General features: G+C 49.3%; 14 protein-coding genes and 1 tRNA gene. 5 read left to right on the plus strand and 10 right to left on the minus strand.

The window, feature by feature from the left end:
* Positions 1-14 precede the first annotated feature (14 nt).
* The 4 genes from rnpA (at position 15) to C5O19_RS25435 (ending at position 3,383) form a co-directional block, all read left to right on the plus strand.
* A complete protein-coding gene (gene rnpA, locus C5O19_RS25420; protein WP_104716180.1) occupies positions 15-407 on the plus strand; it encodes a ribonuclease P protein component in 393 nt (130 codons plus the stop codon).
* A gap of 120 nt (positions 408-527) precedes the next feature.
* Positions 528-2,195: a S41 family peptidase gene (locus C5O19_RS25425; RefSeq protein WP_104716181.1), complete on the plus strand. Its 1,668-nt coding sequence runs from the start codon at positions 528-530 to the stop codon at positions 2,193-2,195.
* A gap of 184 nt (positions 2,196-2,379) precedes the next feature.
* Complete coding sequence (locus C5O19_RS25430) at positions 2,380-3,234, plus strand: helix-turn-helix domain-containing protein (protein WP_104716182.1); 855 nt, start codon at positions 2,380-2,382, stop codon at positions 3,232-3,234.
* Positions 3,235-3,310: 76 nt separating this feature from the next.
* Positions 3,311-3,383: transfer RNA gene (locus C5O19_RS25435), tRNA-Pro, on the plus strand.
* 109 nt (positions 3,384-3,492) lie between these two features.
* Here the strand turns inward: C5O19_RS25435 and C5O19_RS25440 are convergent.
* The 8 genes from C5O19_RS25440 to kdpA all read right to left on the minus strand — a co-directional run bounded on the left by C5O19_RS25440 (position 3,493) and on the right by kdpA (position 13,191).
* Complete coding sequence (locus C5O19_RS25440) at positions 3,493-3,852, minus strand: VOC family protein (RefSeq protein ID WP_243406518.1); 360 nt, start codon at positions 3,850-3,852, stop codon at positions 3,493-3,495.
* Positions 3,853-3,857: 5 nt separating this feature from the next.
* Positions 3,858-4,061, minus strand: coding sequence for an ArsR family transcriptional regulator (locus tag C5O19_RS25445; RefSeq protein WP_104716183.1), 204 nt, complete (start codon positions 4,059-4,061; stop codon positions 3,858-3,860).
* A 246-nt stretch (positions 4,062-4,307) separates the two neighbouring features.
* Positions 4,308-6,005: a HAMP domain-containing sensor histidine kinase gene (locus C5O19_RS25450; RefSeq protein ID WP_104716184.1), complete on the minus strand. Its 1,698-nt coding sequence runs from the start codon at positions 6,003-6,005 to the stop codon at positions 4,308-4,310.
* Complete coding sequence (locus C5O19_RS25455) at positions 6,002-7,111, minus strand: histidine kinase (RefSeq protein ID WP_104716185.1); 1,110 nt, start codon at positions 7,109-7,111, stop codon at positions 6,002-6,004. Before C5O19_RS25455 ends, C5O19_RS25450 begins: the two co-directional genes overlap by 4 nt.
* Positions 7,112-7,246: 135 nt before the next feature.
* A complete protein-coding gene (locus C5O19_RS25460; RefSeq protein ID WP_104716186.1) occupies positions 7,247-8,305 on the minus strand; it encodes a porin in 1,059 nt (352 codons plus the stop codon).
* 133 nt (positions 8,306-8,438) lie between these two features.
* Positions 8,439-8,984, minus strand: a complete 546-nt coding sequence (locus tag C5O19_RS25465) for a K(+)-transporting ATPase subunit C (protein ID WP_104716196.1) — start codon at positions 8,982-8,984, stop codon at positions 8,439-8,441.
* 337 nt (positions 8,985-9,321) lie between these two features.
* Complete coding sequence (gene kdpB, locus C5O19_RS25470; RefSeq protein ID WP_104716187.1) at positions 9,322-11,370, minus strand: potassium-transporting ATPase subunit KdpB; 2,049 nt, start codon at positions 11,368-11,370, stop codon at positions 9,322-9,324.
* 81 nt (positions 11,371-11,451) lie between these two features.
* Positions 11,452-13,191: a potassium-transporting ATPase subunit KdpA gene (gene kdpA, locus C5O19_RS25475; protein WP_104716188.1), complete on the minus strand. Its 1,740-nt coding sequence runs from the start codon at positions 13,189-13,191 to the stop codon at positions 11,452-11,454.
* A 483-nt stretch (positions 13,192-13,674) separates the two neighbouring features.
* Between kdpA and C5O19_RS25485 the strand changes: the two genes are divergently transcribed.
* Positions 13,675-14,247, plus strand: a complete 573-nt coding sequence (locus tag C5O19_RS25485; RefSeq protein ID WP_104716190.1) for a dihydrofolate reductase family protein — start codon at positions 13,675-13,677, stop codon at positions 14,245-14,247.
* Between the two features lie 171 nt (positions 14,248-14,418).
* Here C5O19_RS25485 and C5O19_RS25490 read toward each other — a convergent pair whose 3' ends face one another.
* Together C5O19_RS25490 and C5O19_RS25495 are read right to left on the minus strand one after the other, a co-directional pair.
* Positions 14,419-14,826, minus strand: coding sequence for a hypothetical protein (locus C5O19_RS25490; protein WP_104716191.1), 408 nt, complete (start codon positions 14,824-14,826; stop codon positions 14,419-14,421).
* Positions 14,827-14,938: 112 nt separating this feature from the next.
* Positions 14,939-16,267 carry a sigma-54-dependent transcriptional regulator gene (locus C5O19_RS25495; RefSeq protein ID WP_104716192.1) on the minus strand — a complete coding sequence of 443 codons (1,329 nt, stop codon included), beginning with the start codon at positions 16,265-16,267 and terminating at the stop codon, positions 14,939-14,941.
* Between the last annotated feature and the right edge of the window lie 279 nt (positions 16,268-16,546).

Here is a 16,546-nt window from a genome sequence, read left to right on the forward strand (position 1 = left end):
TTAGAGCCCGACCCATGGATCAGCGTTTGAGGAAAACGGAACGATTGAAAAGCAAAAAAATGCTTGATCAGCTGTTTGCCCGGAAAGACAACACGAGTATAGCGGTATTCAGTTATCCGTTGAAAGTGAATGCCTTGCCGGCTTCCGGTACGGCTCCGCTTCCGCAGATTTTGGTATCCGTATCCAAGCGAAACTTCAAGAAAGCAGTTGATCGAAATCTAATTAAACGCCGGATGCGGGAAGCGTATCGCTTGCATAAAGCCCTCATTACGGAGGTCGAATCGGTACCCGTGGCGATTGCTTTTGTGTACGTAGCCAAAGAAATCCTGCCTTTCGCTGACATCGAGAAAAAGATGAAATTCGTACTCAAACAACTCGGAAAAACCAGTACGCCGACACTTTCCTAACTCGAAAAAGGGCTTTATCCGCCGACGAATTTGCAAATCTCGCCCTTAGATAACCGAAAATTGAAAAAAAATCGCTAAATTGTTCTTAAAAACAGGATTTCATCGCCAGCCCTTATTCGCATGAAACGTACCGCTCTGAAAGTCGGCATTCTTACTACCTGCCTGGTCGGAGGCCTCGGATTGTTTTCCTTCACGGACCCGGGAGAGCGGACCTTCGAGATCATGAAGAATCTCGACATCTTCGCTACGTTGTTTAAAGAACTCAATACGTATTATGTAGACGAGGTGAATCCGAATAAAACCATTCGGACGGGCATCGACGCGATGCTTAAAAATCTGGATCCCTATACGGTTTATTATCCCGAAGACGATATTGAGGATTATATGACCATGACGACCGGCAAATACAACGGTATCGGCATCCTGACGCAGCAACGACAAGGCAGATTTACGGTACTCATGGTGTACGAAGGAACGCCCGCCGAAAAAGCAGGGATTCGCATTGGGGATGAGATTCTGAAAATTGATGGCCTGGATATTAAAAAGCCCGGCATGAACGTCGATAAGCTGATGAAAGGGCAAACGGGTACGACCGTGAAACTGAGCATCCGGCGATACGGCCAGCAAAATACCGAGGAAATCAGCGTTGGACGGGATGTGGTGAAAATGACGAATGTCCCCTACTACGGCATGATTGATCAGGAAGTGGGCTACATTGACTTGAAAGATTTTACCGGAACGGCTTCCAAGGAAGTACGCCAGGCCTTCACCGATCTCAAAGGAAAAGGAATGAAAAAGGTCATCCTGGACTTGCGGGACAATCCGGGTGGGCTACTGAATATGGCGGTCGATATTTCGAATATCTTCGTCAATAAAGATTCTGAAATTGTTAGTACTAAGGGGAAAGTCAGCGAATGGAACAAAACCTACACAGCCTTAAATCCACCCATGGATGCCGAAATTCCGCTGGTCGTATTGACGAATAGTCGCAGTGCGTCGGCCGCTGAAATTGTAGCCGGCGTGATCCAGGATTATGATCGGGGTGTACTGGTCGGGCAGCGAAGCTTTGGGAAAGGTCTGGTACAGATCACGCGTGATTTGAGCTACAACAGCAAGCTAAAGATCACTACGGCCAAGTACTACATTCCATCGGGCCGCTGTATTCAGGCCATTGATTACGGACACCGGAACCCGGATGGATCGGTGGGGAAAATTCCCGACTCCCTGCAAACGGCGTTTAAGACCAAAAAAAGTGGTCGTACCGTGTATGACGGCGGAGGCATTGCTCCCGACGTTACCGTCGATCGCCCGGCTCAGTCCGCCATTCTGGTGAGTCTTTTGCGGAAAGGATACATTTTTGATTACGCCAATAAATACCGGGCGGATCACCCCAGTATTAAAGACGGCCGTGAGTTCAGCCTTTCGGATGCGGAGTATCAGGAATTTGTGAAGTGGCTGAGCGACAAGGATTACGATTACACGACCGACGTGGAGCGGAAATTCGAGGAACTGGAAGCGTCCGCCCGAAAGGAAAAGTACTACGACGTGGTACAGGAGCAGTTGAAGGCTTTGAAAACTAAATTTGCTCACAGCAAAGATTCGGATCTTCTGAAATTTAAAGATGAAATCCGCTACATGCTGGAACAGGAAGTAATCCTACGGTACTACCTGCAAAAAGGGGTACGCGAACATTCGTTCAGTAAAGATCCTGAAATCCGGGAATCACTTAAGCTTTTCAAAGACATGAATCGCTACGAGTCTTTACTGAAATCTGGAGCTGGTAAATAATCCATGTACCGTGTACATCTACCGCAGAAGTTTGCTCAGGCAATTTCTGCGGTATTTTTTTTCGTATAGTTGGGTGCGTTCAAGGAAAGCTAAAAGGAATGTGTTTATATATTTTAAACATAACCTTATGTAATACTATCCAGAGTATATAGATTTGTTAAACCAAGGATCAAAATCATACAAGATGAAGCCATCTTTTGAACATATAGATGCTTTACCTGACAGTTCTTTCACCTTTCGCGAGCACGTGCTGAAAGCTTTCGATGCTCCCTATCATTTTCACCCTGAAATTGAGTTAACACTGATTCTTTCGAGTCGGGGGAAACGGTTTGTGGGCACGAATGTATCAGATTTTGAAGCGGGAGATTTGGTACTGATTGGCCCTAATGTGCCTCATTACTGGAAAAACGAGAACAATACGGACCCCGCTCATTCCATCGTTATTCAATTCAAGGAAGAGTTTTTAGGACCTGAATTTTTTAGAAAACCCGAGTTTTTACCGATTGCCCGCTTGTTACAACGGGCCAAATCCGGTTTACATTTTTACGGTAAAACGGCGGAACGGGTCACTAAGGAAATTCAGTATCTGTTGAAGGATAACCATTTTCACCGCTTGCTGGGCCTGCTGGATTTGCTACATACCCTGGCCGATAGCCAGGAGGTACATACGCTGGATACCAGCCAGTTTTTTGCCCAATTGCCGAAAACGGACTACGAACGATTGAATAAAATTTACGCGTACATGGCCGAGCATTTCCGGCAGGAGATTCGTCTGGAAACCATCTCCGAGCTAATCAATATGACGCCCCAGTCCTTTTGTCGCTATTACAAAAAAGTTACGAAAAAGACGTTTATCGATTCGCTAAACGAGTACCGCATTCGATACGCCAGTCAGCTCCTGCTTTCGGATGGCGATTTGACGGTTTCGGAAGTCTGTTTCCAGAGTGGATTTGGGAATATTTCGCATTTTAACCGACAGTTTCGACAGACTACGGGGCTAGCTCCGCTGCAATACCGGCAGGAATTTTTACGTTCCTGATTTTGCGAATTCTCGCCAGAGATCGTACCTTTGCCCTCCGAAATTAGCTAAAACGACAATATTTCGGTCACATCAGCGGGATGTGGAGCAGCTGGTAGCTTGCCACGTTCGGGACGTGGAGGTCGTGGGTTCGAATCCCGCCATCCCGACTTCAAAAGACAAAGTAGCCATCGGTTGCTTTGTCTTTTTTGTTAGTGATTTGTAATCAAGGGTTAACCGTTTTAGTCTGGCAAATCGTTTTCTACTAATTCAGTACATTTATTCCTTCACTTTAGAATAATCCGTTATTCCAAGCTTATTACCAAACGGATCATGGAATTCGACCGCAAACCCAGTCGCTATTTCGAAAGGTTCACTTAGGAAGTGTACTCCTTTTTGCTGGAGTGCCTCATATGCCTTTTGAGCATCGTCTACGGTAAACCAGATCGCAGGCCTTGCATTCGGCATACTACTAAGAATGATGGCAGGCTCGTTTTCTCCTACTTTGAAGGCCGTCATCCCCTTGTCGGAAAAGTCGAACTTCGTTTCAAGTCCTAGTTTCTTTGTGTAGAATTCTTTTGCCTCCTCCAGGTTGTCGGCCGGGAGAAAGAAGTTATCAAAATCATGGATGAGATTCATGGTGTTCAGGATTTAATGGATGATAAGTCGATACCCAGTTTAGTAAACTCCAGGGTTCCTTTTTCGGTCATAAAAAAATGCTTATCGCCAGCGTCGTCTTTGGTAAGCCAACCCTCTTTTAGAAACTTTTCCAGTAGAAGCTTACCGAGCTGCCCACCGAGGTGTTCGTAGCAGCCTTTGGCCAATTTTCGGTCCGATGTTTTCGTCATGAATTTATGCTTTACGGTTGTGGTGAAAGATTACAGAATTCAAGGAGATAAAGTACCCGAATGCTGCAGGTAGTGAAAGCAAAAGTAGAGATGGTTTTACGAGGATTCCATGACATTCCTCATGCTTGCGAATAAGCTTTGTCGTTCTGAGAAGCCAAGCGTAAAAGGACGAAGAGAATCAGGTAAGTGGGACTCGGTTTAAGGAATTCCTAACAAAAGAGCCTCTGATTTTCAGAGGCTCTTTTGTTAGGAATGGAGCGGTAATCGGAAGGCAAACAAGCTGCCGTATCCTAACCCCTCGCTTTGAGCCCAGATGTTGCCGCCCTGAGCTTCGATGAAATCTTTGGCGATGGCCAGACCCAGGCCCGTACCCGTTTTGCCCTGGCCATTTGGGATCTGGAAATACCGTTCGAAGATCTTGTTGAGGTACGATGCCTCAATGCCCCGGCCCTGATCGCGTACTGAGAATTCCGCCCACTGATCCACTTTTCGAATGACGATCTGGACGGTTCCCTGTTCCGGACTGTACCGAATAGCATTGGTAAGAAAATTGACCAGCACCCAGGCCGTTTTTTCAGGATCCGCCAGTACGGATAAAGGAGTGGTCGGTACCTCAACCGCCAGTTGCACGTGTCGCTGATCCGCCGTACTCCGAACGCTTTCTTGAGCGAGTGAAAGAATCGTTTCAGCGGAGACGGGAGCAATCTGTAGCTGAATATTGCCCGTTTCTACCTGTGAGAGTTCCAGTAGTTCACCCGTAATCCGCAGGAGCCGTTGGGCATCACTCTGAATACTCGAGACGAGTTGCTGCTGGTCGTCGTTGAGATCGCCCACCCGCTTGTCCGTGAGCAATTGCAGACTCATCTTAATGGCCGAAATGGGCGTTTTTAATTCGTGAGATACCGTCGCAATAAAGTTGGTTTTCGCCTGATCGAGATCGTGAAAGCGAGTAACGTTCCGGAGTACAATGACTTCGCCAATCTGCGTATCGCCGTTTTTAACGGGTTGCGTTTCGCGACTGAAATAACCCTCCTGCCCTTCCGTGACGATTTTCAGTTCATCGCGGTCACCCTGCAACAGCGTACGGAGTAAATCATTCCGTACGGCTACGTCGGGGGCGTATTTGCCTACCAAATCAGATTCTTTCATACCCAGCAGCGAAAGTCCCAGCGGGTTTACAAACAAAATCGTCCGTTTCTCATCCAGACCAATGATGGCTTCTGGCATGGAGGCGATCACCGTTTCCACGCGTCGCTTCTCGAACTGAATTTTCGCCAGATTACTGTTTTCCCATTGGTCGAGTTTCTGGGCCATGGTATTGAAGGCGGCGGCGAGTTCGCCAAATTCGTCATCCGAACGAAAGCCCAGCCGGGTCGCGTAATTACGGGCGGCAACCTCCTTGATTTTTCCGGTTAGTTCCCGAATCGGATTGGCAATGAAGGAAGGAAAGTTAATGGCAAACGAAAACGTCACCAGAAGGCAGAACGTAGCAATACAACTGAGCAGCAACAGAGCGGTATCGGCCGTCTGGCGGGCCGTTTGGCTTTTACGAAAAATAGCCTGTCGGTTCAGTTCGGAGATTCGGTGCAAGGGTTCGCGTAAGCTTTTCAAGGGAAAAAACTGGCTCGTATCCCGTTGCCATTGCGTATAGCCCAATCGAAGCTGATGGGTAAGGTTCCGCTCGCCTACTTCGGTTACGTTTTGTTCCTGTTTTCGCAAAGCCGTTTCAAATTCCTGCATATCGGTTACGCGTAAGCGGTCTTCGCGGCCATCAATGAAGCTGGTCATCTGCTCTACGTAGCTAAGGGATTCGTAATTGGCTTTAAGAATGTCCTGAGAATCCTGAGCCAGCTCCCGTAAGAAATACAGGCCGAGTCCACCCAGCAGGGAACTGACCAGAAACAAAAACCATAATCCCAGCGAAAGCTTTGCCTTCAGTTTCATGATAAAATGATCAAATCAATGTCCGACTCGCTCAGTTGTTTGAGCAGTCGGCCGAATATATTAGTACGCCAGATCACCTGCAGTAAGCTCAGGTGCGGTTTGCCGATGCATACCGTCGTAATCTGGTGTTTTTCGGCAGTCGTTGTAATGGCCTGGGCAATATCGTCTTCGTGCAACTGAATGACTTCGGCTCCCAGTTCGGTTGCAAGTTTGAAGTTATTAATCAGATGACGTTGCAAGGCCAGGGAAATATTATTCTGATTTTCCTTCGGTGTATGCACGTACAACAGCACCCATTGGGCATTGTAGTACGAAGCCAGTCGGGCCGTTTTGCGGATAATCCGGCGGGCGGTGTCTGCCGAGGAGCTAATACAGGCCATAAACCGCTCAGGTTCGGCGGTACCAGGAAGTTCTTTCTGAATTTTTCGTTCGACCTGCGTGGCTACTTCCCGCAGGGCCAGTTCGCGAAGCTGAAGTATTTTCTCGGACTGAAAAAAGTTACGCAAAGCCTGCTGAACCTTGTCCCGATGGTAGATTTTCCCTTCCTGCAAACGGGCAATGAGTTCGTCCGCTGTGAGGTCAATGTTGACGACTTCGTCAGCCAGTCTCAACACGTGGTCGGGAATTCGTTCGGTAATGGGTACGCCCGAAATGCGTTCGACGTCTTCATTCAGACTTTCCAGGTGCTGAATGTTGACGGCGGAAATGACACTAATGCCCTGGTCCAGAATTTCAAGGACGTCCTGCCAGCGTTTTTCGTTTTTGCTGCCGGGGATATTGGTATGAGCCAGTTCATCGACCAGTACTACTTCGGGATGGACGGCCAGTACCGTCGCCAAATCCATCTCCTCCAGTTCCTTTCCTTTATAAAATACCTTCCGGCGGGCCAGCATCGGAAGCCCCGTTACCAGGGCTTCCGTTTCGGCTCTTCCGTGGGTTTCGACAAATGCAATCTGAATGTCTACGCCGTTGCGGTGCAGAGTATGGGCTTCCTGTAACATCCGGTAGGTTTTGCCCACGCCCGCACTCATCCCGATATAAACTTTAAACTTTCCCCGCCGGGATTGCTGAAGGAGTTCCAGAAAATGGCGGGTGGAATTTTCCATGATCGTATGGATGAAAAGGATTAAAAATTGTCATTTTTTTCTGAGGGAAAGCAAGTTCTTCCCTCGGAAAAGTAATTAGCTTTCCATGGATACACCTTCCGAAAATGTCAGAGCTTTCGGGAGGCTCAAAAGCTACTAAAACGCAATCGAAATCGACGTTTTAATACTGGTACTCTGATTCGTATAGCCCCCGTTTTTCTGGAATACGTTTTCCGAACTGCTCAACTGGCGAGCTTCCAGCCGAGCCAGTACCTGATCCGAAATTCGGTAATCAGCGTTCAGCGAATATCCGTATACCTGAAACGGAGCGGGCGAAGCAATGATCACGCCTTTTTTATCTTCATAATACTCAAAGCGAGCGGCCAGAGCGAAGCGATCCGTCGCCGCAAACCGCAGAATCCCCACGGGGGAGTACCAAAAGTTGTAATCGCTGGAGCCTTTCGATGCTTGCTCCCAGCCGCTGTCAAATCCGGCAATCAAACCCCATTTGGAACTCAGCTGGAAAATGCCGTAGAAATTGTGGAAATACCGCATCTGCCGGGTCGAGTCGGGCTTGTCGTTCCCGATAAAGCTGCTGGAATTAAGCGTTACCCGGTCGGAAGGTTTGTACTGCACTTGCCAGCCCAGGGCGGGCGTCTGGTTGCCATCCACCCGCCGGATTCGCTGCCATCCGTTCAGGACTAAGGCGGATAGTGACCACTGGCCCGTGGCGTAGGAAAGTTTGGCTCCGGTTTCGTAGTAGGGCGAGTTTTCGGCCAGTAAACTACGGCTCAGCGTCCAGTTGTCTTTACCAATGGCACTTTCAAAGCCAATGTGCGAAGGCATGATCCCGGCATCCAGCCAAAGGTCTTTCGCCAGTTTTACGCCCACATTCGCTTCAAACACATGACGCAAAAGCTCGGGTTCGGCCGCCAGGTTATACTGGGCGTAGGTACCCGCCATCAAAGCCAGGTTGCCCCGAACGCGGTCGGTCTGGTAAGCGGCTTTGATAAAACCCAAGTTCAAATTGAATTCATTATGACGATTGTGATTATACAGAAAGCCATCGCTAAGGTGATTGGCGGGACGGTTGAAATCGTAATTATAGTATACTTCGGCGTAGCCACTGATGGTCAATGCTTTCTTGGAGTCCGACTGGGCCTGAACGGTCAGGGCGGTGGCACTAAGTACGAAAGCAGTAAGAAGAGTTTTCATAGGTACTGGAAAGGGAGTGAAAGAAAAATTCGATGTCTGGTCTGCGTTTTCCCCGCATGGCACACGGGGCTATTGAGATTGAACGCATTAACCATCGTATCAAAGGGTTTGTACCAGACACCAGGAAAAGAAATTAAAGGGCTGCGTTGAGTTGAAGTACGTTCACCGTTTCGACACCCCCGATTAGTGAACGCTGCGTATGGGTTTTAACCAGTTGCTGGAGTTTTTCCTCGGAAATCTGCCGAAGCCGGGCAATGCGGGGAATCTGTACTAAGGCTCCCGGTACGCTGATGTCAGGGTCGAGGCCGGAACCCGAAGCCGTAACCAGATCGGCAGGAATATCGGCTTTCTTTACGCCGGGATTATGAACCAGAAAGGTGTCGATGCGAGCCTGTACATCTTTCAAATAGTCGGGGTTAGACGGGCCTTTGTTCGAACCGGCGGAACTGGCGGCATTGTATCCGGCCGCCGACGGACGGCCCTGAAAGTAATCATCCTGCGTAAAAGACTGACCGATTAAGGCCGCTCCTACGACTTTGCCTTTATGCTCGACCCAAGCTACGTTACCCTTCGTCGGACTTAGTTGAGCAATGCCCCAAACGAGGGCGGGATAAACGATACAGAAAAAGAGAATCGTGAGTATAGTCAGCTTGAGGGCTGGGAAAAGATGAGATTTCATGGTTTTACTTTTATAATGATCCATTTAATAAATACTAGGGCTTCCCGTATTGCAGAGTCACTGTTTCGTCCCGCAAACACGGCTGGTTATTTAGTCCGTATCGCGAACGCCGCTCACTTCCTCTTGCTCTAGGCCACCGCATTGCCGAGGAAGTAGGCGACTTATCGCGATAGGACGGGATGCGGTTTTATTGCGTCCATGCAGAAATCGGCTAATTCCAAGCAACAACTATCAATAAATGCTCGAAGATGCTCACGGGCTAGTCATTGGCTGTTTCTAAAGGATGAGGTTCGGCTAGGTAAATCGCTTGCCTCCCCAACCATCCACTCAACTTCTATTAGAAAAACAGTGATACGCCCAGATCTATCAGTTTGATGCCGATGAAGGGGATGACCACCCCACCCAGACCGTAAATAAACAGGTTGCGGCGAAGCAGAGCACTGGCTCCGATGGGTTTGTATGCTACGCCTTTCAGAGCCAACGGAATCAGCATGGGAATGATGATGGCGTTGAAAATAACCGCCGAAAGAATGGCCGATTCAGGACTGTGTAACCGCATAATATTCAAACTCTGCAAGCCCGGAATACTGAGAATGAACAGAGCTGGTACGATGGCGAAATACTTGGCGACGTCGTTAGCAATGGAAAAAGTCGTGAGGGTACCGCGAGTCATCAGTAACTGTTTTCCGATTTCCACGATCTCAATCAGCTTCGTCGGATCATTGTCCAGATCGACCATGTTTCCCGCCTCTTTGGCGGCCTGCGTACCTGAGTTCATAGCTACGCCTACGTCAGCCTGAGCCAGAGCCGGGGCGTCGTTGGTACCGTCACCCATCATGGCGACGAGCTTGCCGTTCGCCTGCTCGGTCCGAATGTACTGCATTTTATCTTCGGGCTTGGCCTCGGCGATGAAGTCATCGACCCCCGCTTTTTTCGCGATGTACTCCGCCGTCAGGGGGTTGTCACCCGTTACCATTACGGTTTTTACGCCCATTTTCCGTAAACGTTCAAAACGTTCCTGCATACCGGGCTTGATGATGTCCTGTAATTCAATCACGCCCTGTACCTCATCATTTTGAGCAACTACCAGGGGCGTACCTCCATTTTTCGAGATCGCTTTCACTCGATCTGCAATCTCCGCCGGCACCGTATTCCCCTGCCGAATCACCTGATTACGGATGGAATCCTGGGCTCCTTTCCGAATCCGAACGCCCGAAGGAAGATTGACACCCGAAGAACGGGTTTCCGCCGTAAAGCGAATCAGTTCCACACCCGCGGGCAGACTCGCCTTGATTCCCTGCTGCTGGGCCAGCTCCACAATGGATTTTCCTTCCGGCGTTTCGTCGGCCAGCGAGGACAAAAGGGCGGTTTCTACGAAATCATTTTCCGCTACTCCATTCGCGGGCCAGAAGTGCGTCGCCCGACGGTTACCCAGCGTAATCGTACCCGTTTTATCGAGTAGTAGCGTATCGACGTCGCCGGCGGTTTCCACGGCTTTTCCTGATTTAGTAATCACGTTCGCCCGCAGGGCCCGATCCATACCGGCAATACCAATGGCTGAAAGCAAACCGCCAATCGTGGTCGGAATCAGACAAACGAAGAGCGAAATGAAGGCCGCAATGGGAATGGGTGTGTTCGCGTAGTCGGCAAAAGGCTTCAGAGTAATACACACGATGACGAAGACCAGCGTGAAACCCGCTAGTAAAATCGTCAGGGCAATTTCGTTCGGGGTCTTCTGGCGAGAAGCTCCTTCGACGAGGGCAATCATTTTATCCAGAAAACTCTCGCCGGGTTCGGTCGTGACCAGTACTTTGATCTGATCAGAAAGCACTTTTGTACCCCCCGTGACGCTCGAACGGTCGCCACCCGCTTCCCGGATGACCGGGGCCGATTCGCCCGTAATGGCCGACTCGTCGATGGTCGCAATCCCTTCAATAATTTCGCCGTCGGAAGGAATGATGTCACCGGTTTCGCAGATAAAGACGTCTCCTTTGCGAAGTTGCGAAGACGGTACGGTTTTGATCTCGCCCACGTACATCTCACCAATGGGTTGTACCAGTCGGGCGGGTGTTTCTTCGCGGGTTTTGCGTAAGCTATCGGCCTGAGCTTTGCCACGGGCTTCGGCCAGAGCTTCGGCGAAGTTGGCAAAAAGCAGGGTCAGCAACAGCACGATGAAAACAATCAGGTTATAGGCCAGCGAACCCTGGCTTTGATCGCCCGTTGCCACGATGTACACCGTAACGAGCAACATAACGATCGTACCCAGCTCCACGGTAAACATCACCGGGTTACGAAATTGACTACGGGGATTCAGCTTCACAAAAGCTTCCCGAATGGCCGTCTGCACCAACGCAGGTTCAAACAGCCGGGTGGATTTAGTACTCACGTTGAGTTATGTTTGGAGTTCTGGGTTTTGAGTTTTGCGTGCGGGAGTAACCCTCAACACTAAACTCAGAACCCTAAACGGTTAGATAGAGAAGTATTCAGCCAGCGGACCCAGGGCCAGGGCCGGGAAGAAGGCCAGAGCGGCAAGGATAACGATGACCGCAAAGACCATGATGCCAAACGTGCCCGTGTCGGTACGCAACGTTCCCGCCGATTCCGGAATGTATTTCTTTGAAGCCAGCAGACCCGCAATCGCTACCGGACCAATGATGGGCAGAAAGCGACTAAAGATCAGACAGATACCCGTAGTAATATTCCAGAATGGATTGTTATCGCCCAACCCCTCAAAACCGGAACCGTTGTTGGCTGACGAAGACGTGTATTCGTACAGCATTTCCGAGAATCCGTGGAAACCGGGGTTATTCAGCCAGGCCGTCGCCGTATTGGGTTGACCTTCGGCATTGACATACCACCAGCCCATGTTCACATCGCCCGCCGCCAGGTAGCTCGCAATCGCTGTACCGGCCATAATCAGTAAAGGGTGTAGAAGGGCTACAATCATGGCAATTTTCATCTCTCGCCCTTCGACTTTCTTACCCATGAATTCGGGCGTACGGCCTACCATCAAGCCTGAAATGAATACCGCGAGAATAATGAAGATGTAAAAGTTGAGAATACCGACCCCGCAACCGCCATAGAAGGCGTTGGTCATCATGCTCAGCAGCTCAGCCATGCCGGATAAGGGCATGGTACTGTCGTGCATGGCGTTGACGGAACCCGTAGAAATGACGGTCGTGATGATGCTCCAGTACGCCGAGGCGACCGAGCCAAAACGAACCTCCTTGCCTTCCATGCTGCCGCCAGGCTGGCTGATGCCCAACTGAGCGATGGCGGGGTTTCCCTGTACTTCACTCCATACCGCCGGAGCCAGTAAGGCCAGAAAACCGACGGTCATCACGCCGAATACCATGTAGCTGAATTTCCGGTTACGGATGTAGTAACCCAGGGCAAAAATCATCCCCAGCGGAATGATCGTTTGAGCGAGCAATTCCACGATCATCGTGAAATAACTGGGGTTTTCGAGTGGGTGAGCGGAGTTCACTCCGAAATAACCACCCCCATTCGTACCGATGTGTTTGATGGCGATCATGGCCGCCGCCGGTCCCTGTGACACCTGTACGCTATCGCCCTGCATGGATACGTACGAAGCCTTGCCTTCCAGATTCATTGGTGTACCGTTGAAGACCAACGTCACAGCGACGATCAGCGAGAGGGGAAGCAGCACGCGGGTACAGGATTTCAGAAAGAAATCGTAGAAGTTGCCGAGCTGCGTCGTCTGTTTATCGCGAATGGCTTTAAACACAATCACGGCCGCTGCCATGCCCGTACCGGCGGATACGAATTGCAGGAAATTCAGACAGAAAATCTGCGTGAAGTACGAAACACCCGTTTCTCCGGAGTAGTGTTGGAGGTTACAGTTGACGAGGAAGCTAATGGCCGTATTAAATGCCAGATCGGGCGTCATGTCGGGGTTTCCGTCGGGATTCCAGGGTAGCCAGCTTTGATTCGTCAGGACGAACATCGCCCAGAGGAACCAGACGAGGTTGATCGTCAGTAACGCTTTCAAATGCTCTTTCCAGGTCATTTCCCGGAGGGTATCAATACCAGAAATCCGCAGAAACAACCGTTCGAGGGGACCGAGTACCGGATCAAGCAAAGTCCGCTCTCCGGCGTAAACGCGGGCCATATAGCGGCCCAGGGGTATCGAAAGGGCAATCGTGATTCCAAAAATCAGAGCGATGCCCAGTAGTTCAGTAGTCATACGTTAAAAATTTTCGGGCTTGAGCAGTACGTAAATCATGTACGCGAAAACCAGAAGGGCTAAAACAAAGAGAGCGAGAAACATGGCTTTCAGATTTTTTCGAAAAAGTCGACGGATTTGAAAAAGAGCCAGAAGCACACCAGCCCGAGCAGTAACCAAAGAATCGTGAATAGCATGAGGAAGAAATGTTAGTCTGTTGTCTACTATTCAAGGCGTATGCCAGGGAGTGGTTGTTGATTGTTAGGGGTTGGTTGTTAGGATATTACGGATAAAATGAATTGATGGGAAATGAAAAACCCTTCCAAAATGAAAGGGTCGTTTTTTCATTTTGGAAGGGTAAAAAATTATTAGCTGAACGATGACTTTATAGAAAACAGCCGCTGCTCTTGGGAGTTGTACTGTCGCAATCGTCCCTTTCAAAGACGCATTAAGCCCCCGCCTGCAAGCCATTCATCCACGTACTTTGTCAAAAAAAACAGAAGCATGAGAAAGCTGAAAATACAGGTACAAATGACCCTTGATGGTTACATCGCCGGACCCAATGGTGAAATGGACTGGATGACTTTACCCTGGACTCCGGACCTAGAAGCCTACGTGGGCGAGATTACTCAACCCGTCGATACCATTCTTTTGAGCCGAAAACTCGCCGAAGGATTCATTCCTTACTGGGCATCGATAGCGAGTCAGGCGGATCACCCGGAAGTGGCAGCCGGACAAAAGTTTACGGAAACACCCAAAGTAGTTTTTAGCCGGACCCTAGCGGAATCAGCCTGGGAAAGCACGGTACTGGCTCGGGATTTAATCCAGGAAGTTAGCCACCTGAAACAACAGACGGGCGGCGATCTCATCGCGTACGGCGGAGCTACGTTTGTATCCTCTCTGATTCAGCATGGCCTTATCGACGAATACCATTTGCTGATTAATCCGGTAGCAATCGGGCAGGGAATGCCCATTTTTCGGGAGCTTACGCAGTACCAACAGCTGGATTTAGTTCAAACCCGAGCGTTTGCGTGTGGCATTGTACTGATGCAGTATGTGAACAAACGGGAAGGTTAAGGGAAAAGCTTTCAGTGCTGGGTTTCGAACGTAACCTTGAAACCTAGCAACGAATCTTTTGGATGTCTTCTACTAACGGTTAGTTACTGGTTTAACGTTTAGTGGCTATAATCGTAAGACCTTCTAGCTGTGGGGAAGTAGCATCTTTGATCTGATAGTTGTTGGGCAACGCTAGCCACCCCAAGGATTGAAGGTTTTTTTTTGATAAAGCGTATCGTTCTGAATTTTGCCCTGGTAGTCTTTATCCGTTCGATAGGCACCCGACCATTTATAACCGCTACTGGTCTTTTCTAGGCCATGGAAATTTTCTGCTACCGTCTGCCCCAGATTTCCTGGCCGATTGACGGTTGTTATTAAGCTAATTGAGTCGGTTTTGGTACGATACGGTTCGATATAGAATGCTCCGGCTTCGATTTTATTAATGCTTGGGCTGTAGTAAAGCGTGTCGCCATTCAACACATACAGTTGTACATCATAGATACCCATCGGCAAAGCTTCTATGCCTTCAAAGGGATCTGAACTGGATTTACAACTCCATACGCTGAGGATTCCTAACCAACAAAAAACTAGCTTTTTCATAGGGTTGAATGGTTGCCTCTGTAAAGTATCAGTTCTGTTTTATAGCTACCTGTTTAACAACCGTTCCAACGGGTTGTTTCTGGAGAATTGCGGCTCAGCCTAATCCTTGACATTACCCCAGATGATATTCTTCAATTTTACGATACAGCGTGGTTAGCCCAATACCCAATAGACGGGCGGCTTCCGTTTTATTACCCTGCGTGTGCTGGAGTACCTTACGAATGTGACGTTGCTCAACGGCGGAAAGTTCGAAAGAATCCAGAGGGGTACTTTCCCGGAACGGCAGACTATCGGCTCGTAAGATGCCATCCTCGGTCAGAATCAGAGCCCGTTCGATGACGTTGCGTAGTTCCCGGATATTACCCGGCCAGGCATGCTGGCTCAGTTGCTGCAAAAAGGCCGGGTCGATGCTTCGAAACGGAATGCGGAGTCGCTCGGAAAGCGTACGAGCCAGACCCTGAGCCAGTAAGGGTAAATCGTCGAGACGTTCGCGTAAGGACGGGAGTTCAATCTGAAAAACGGACAAACGATAGTATAAGTCGGCTCTAAAATGCCCTTCCTGACTTTCTTTCAATAAATCACGATTCGTAGCGGCGATGATGCGTACGTTTACCTGCGTCGGTTTCGTATCACCCACGCGAATGAATTCATGACTTTCGAGTACGCGAAGTAATTTAGCCTGTAGATCCAGCGATAACTCACCAATTTCATCCAGAAAAAGCGTACCGTGATTGGCTTCTTCAAACAAACCCTTTTTGTCTTTCAAGGCTCCAGTAAACGCTCCGGCCCGGTGACCAAACAACTCGCTTTCCAGCAATTCACGGGAGAACGCTCCGCAGTTGATAGCTAGAAAAGTTTTGGTTCGACGATTACTTTCCCGATGGATCGCTTGCGAAAAAAGCTCCTTGCCCGTACCCGTTTCTCCGATCAACAACACCGTCGTGTCGGTATGAGCGACTTTCCGAGCCAGATCTTTGGCCCGAAGAATGGCGGGCGACTGTCCCTGAATCTGATCCAGTGCGTACAGGTTGCCAGCAACCTGTTGTTCCAGTTCCCGAATCCTGAACTGCAAGCGGGCTTTTTCGGCGGCCTTGGCTACCAGCGTCATGATTTTATCATTATCATCCCCTTTTACCAGATAGTCGAAAGCCCCGTTTTTCATGGCCGTCACGCTATCCGGAATGGTACCGTAAGCTGTCAGTAGCAATACTTCCATACAAGGATAGCGTTGCTTGATTTTCTGTACCGTATCCACACCGTTGCCGTCGGGCAGACGAACGTCCATGAGCACTACTTCAATGTCACTATTTTCTTCGAGTACCTTTAATCCGGAACGAATGTTCTCGGCTTCCAGAACCTGATACTGTTCAAGCTTCAGCAGGCGGGCTAGCAAACTGCGTAAGCGGGTTTCATCGTCAATGATGAGAATTTTATTTTCCATGAACGGAAGACGTATAATCGGCTGGAAAGATACAGGGTTCGGCGATAGCCCTGATGAAGGCAGGAAAGAAAATGCATATAGAAACGAAAAATCCCGGGACTAGAAAGGCCCGGGATTTTTCGTTTACTCAAAACCTTATGACTTATTTAGCCTGATCTTGTTGAGGGGTCAGGAGTTGGAAGAACTCATCCAGACGAGGCGTGAGAATGATCTCCGTTCTGCGGTTAACCTTCCGTCCCGCCGAGCTCTTGTTGGAATCCTTGGGCTCGTACTCACCCT

This window comes from Siphonobacter curvatus (assembly GCF_002943425.1).
GTDB lineage: Bacteria > Bacteroidota > Bacteroidia > Cytophagales > Spirosomataceae > Siphonobacter > Siphonobacter curvatus.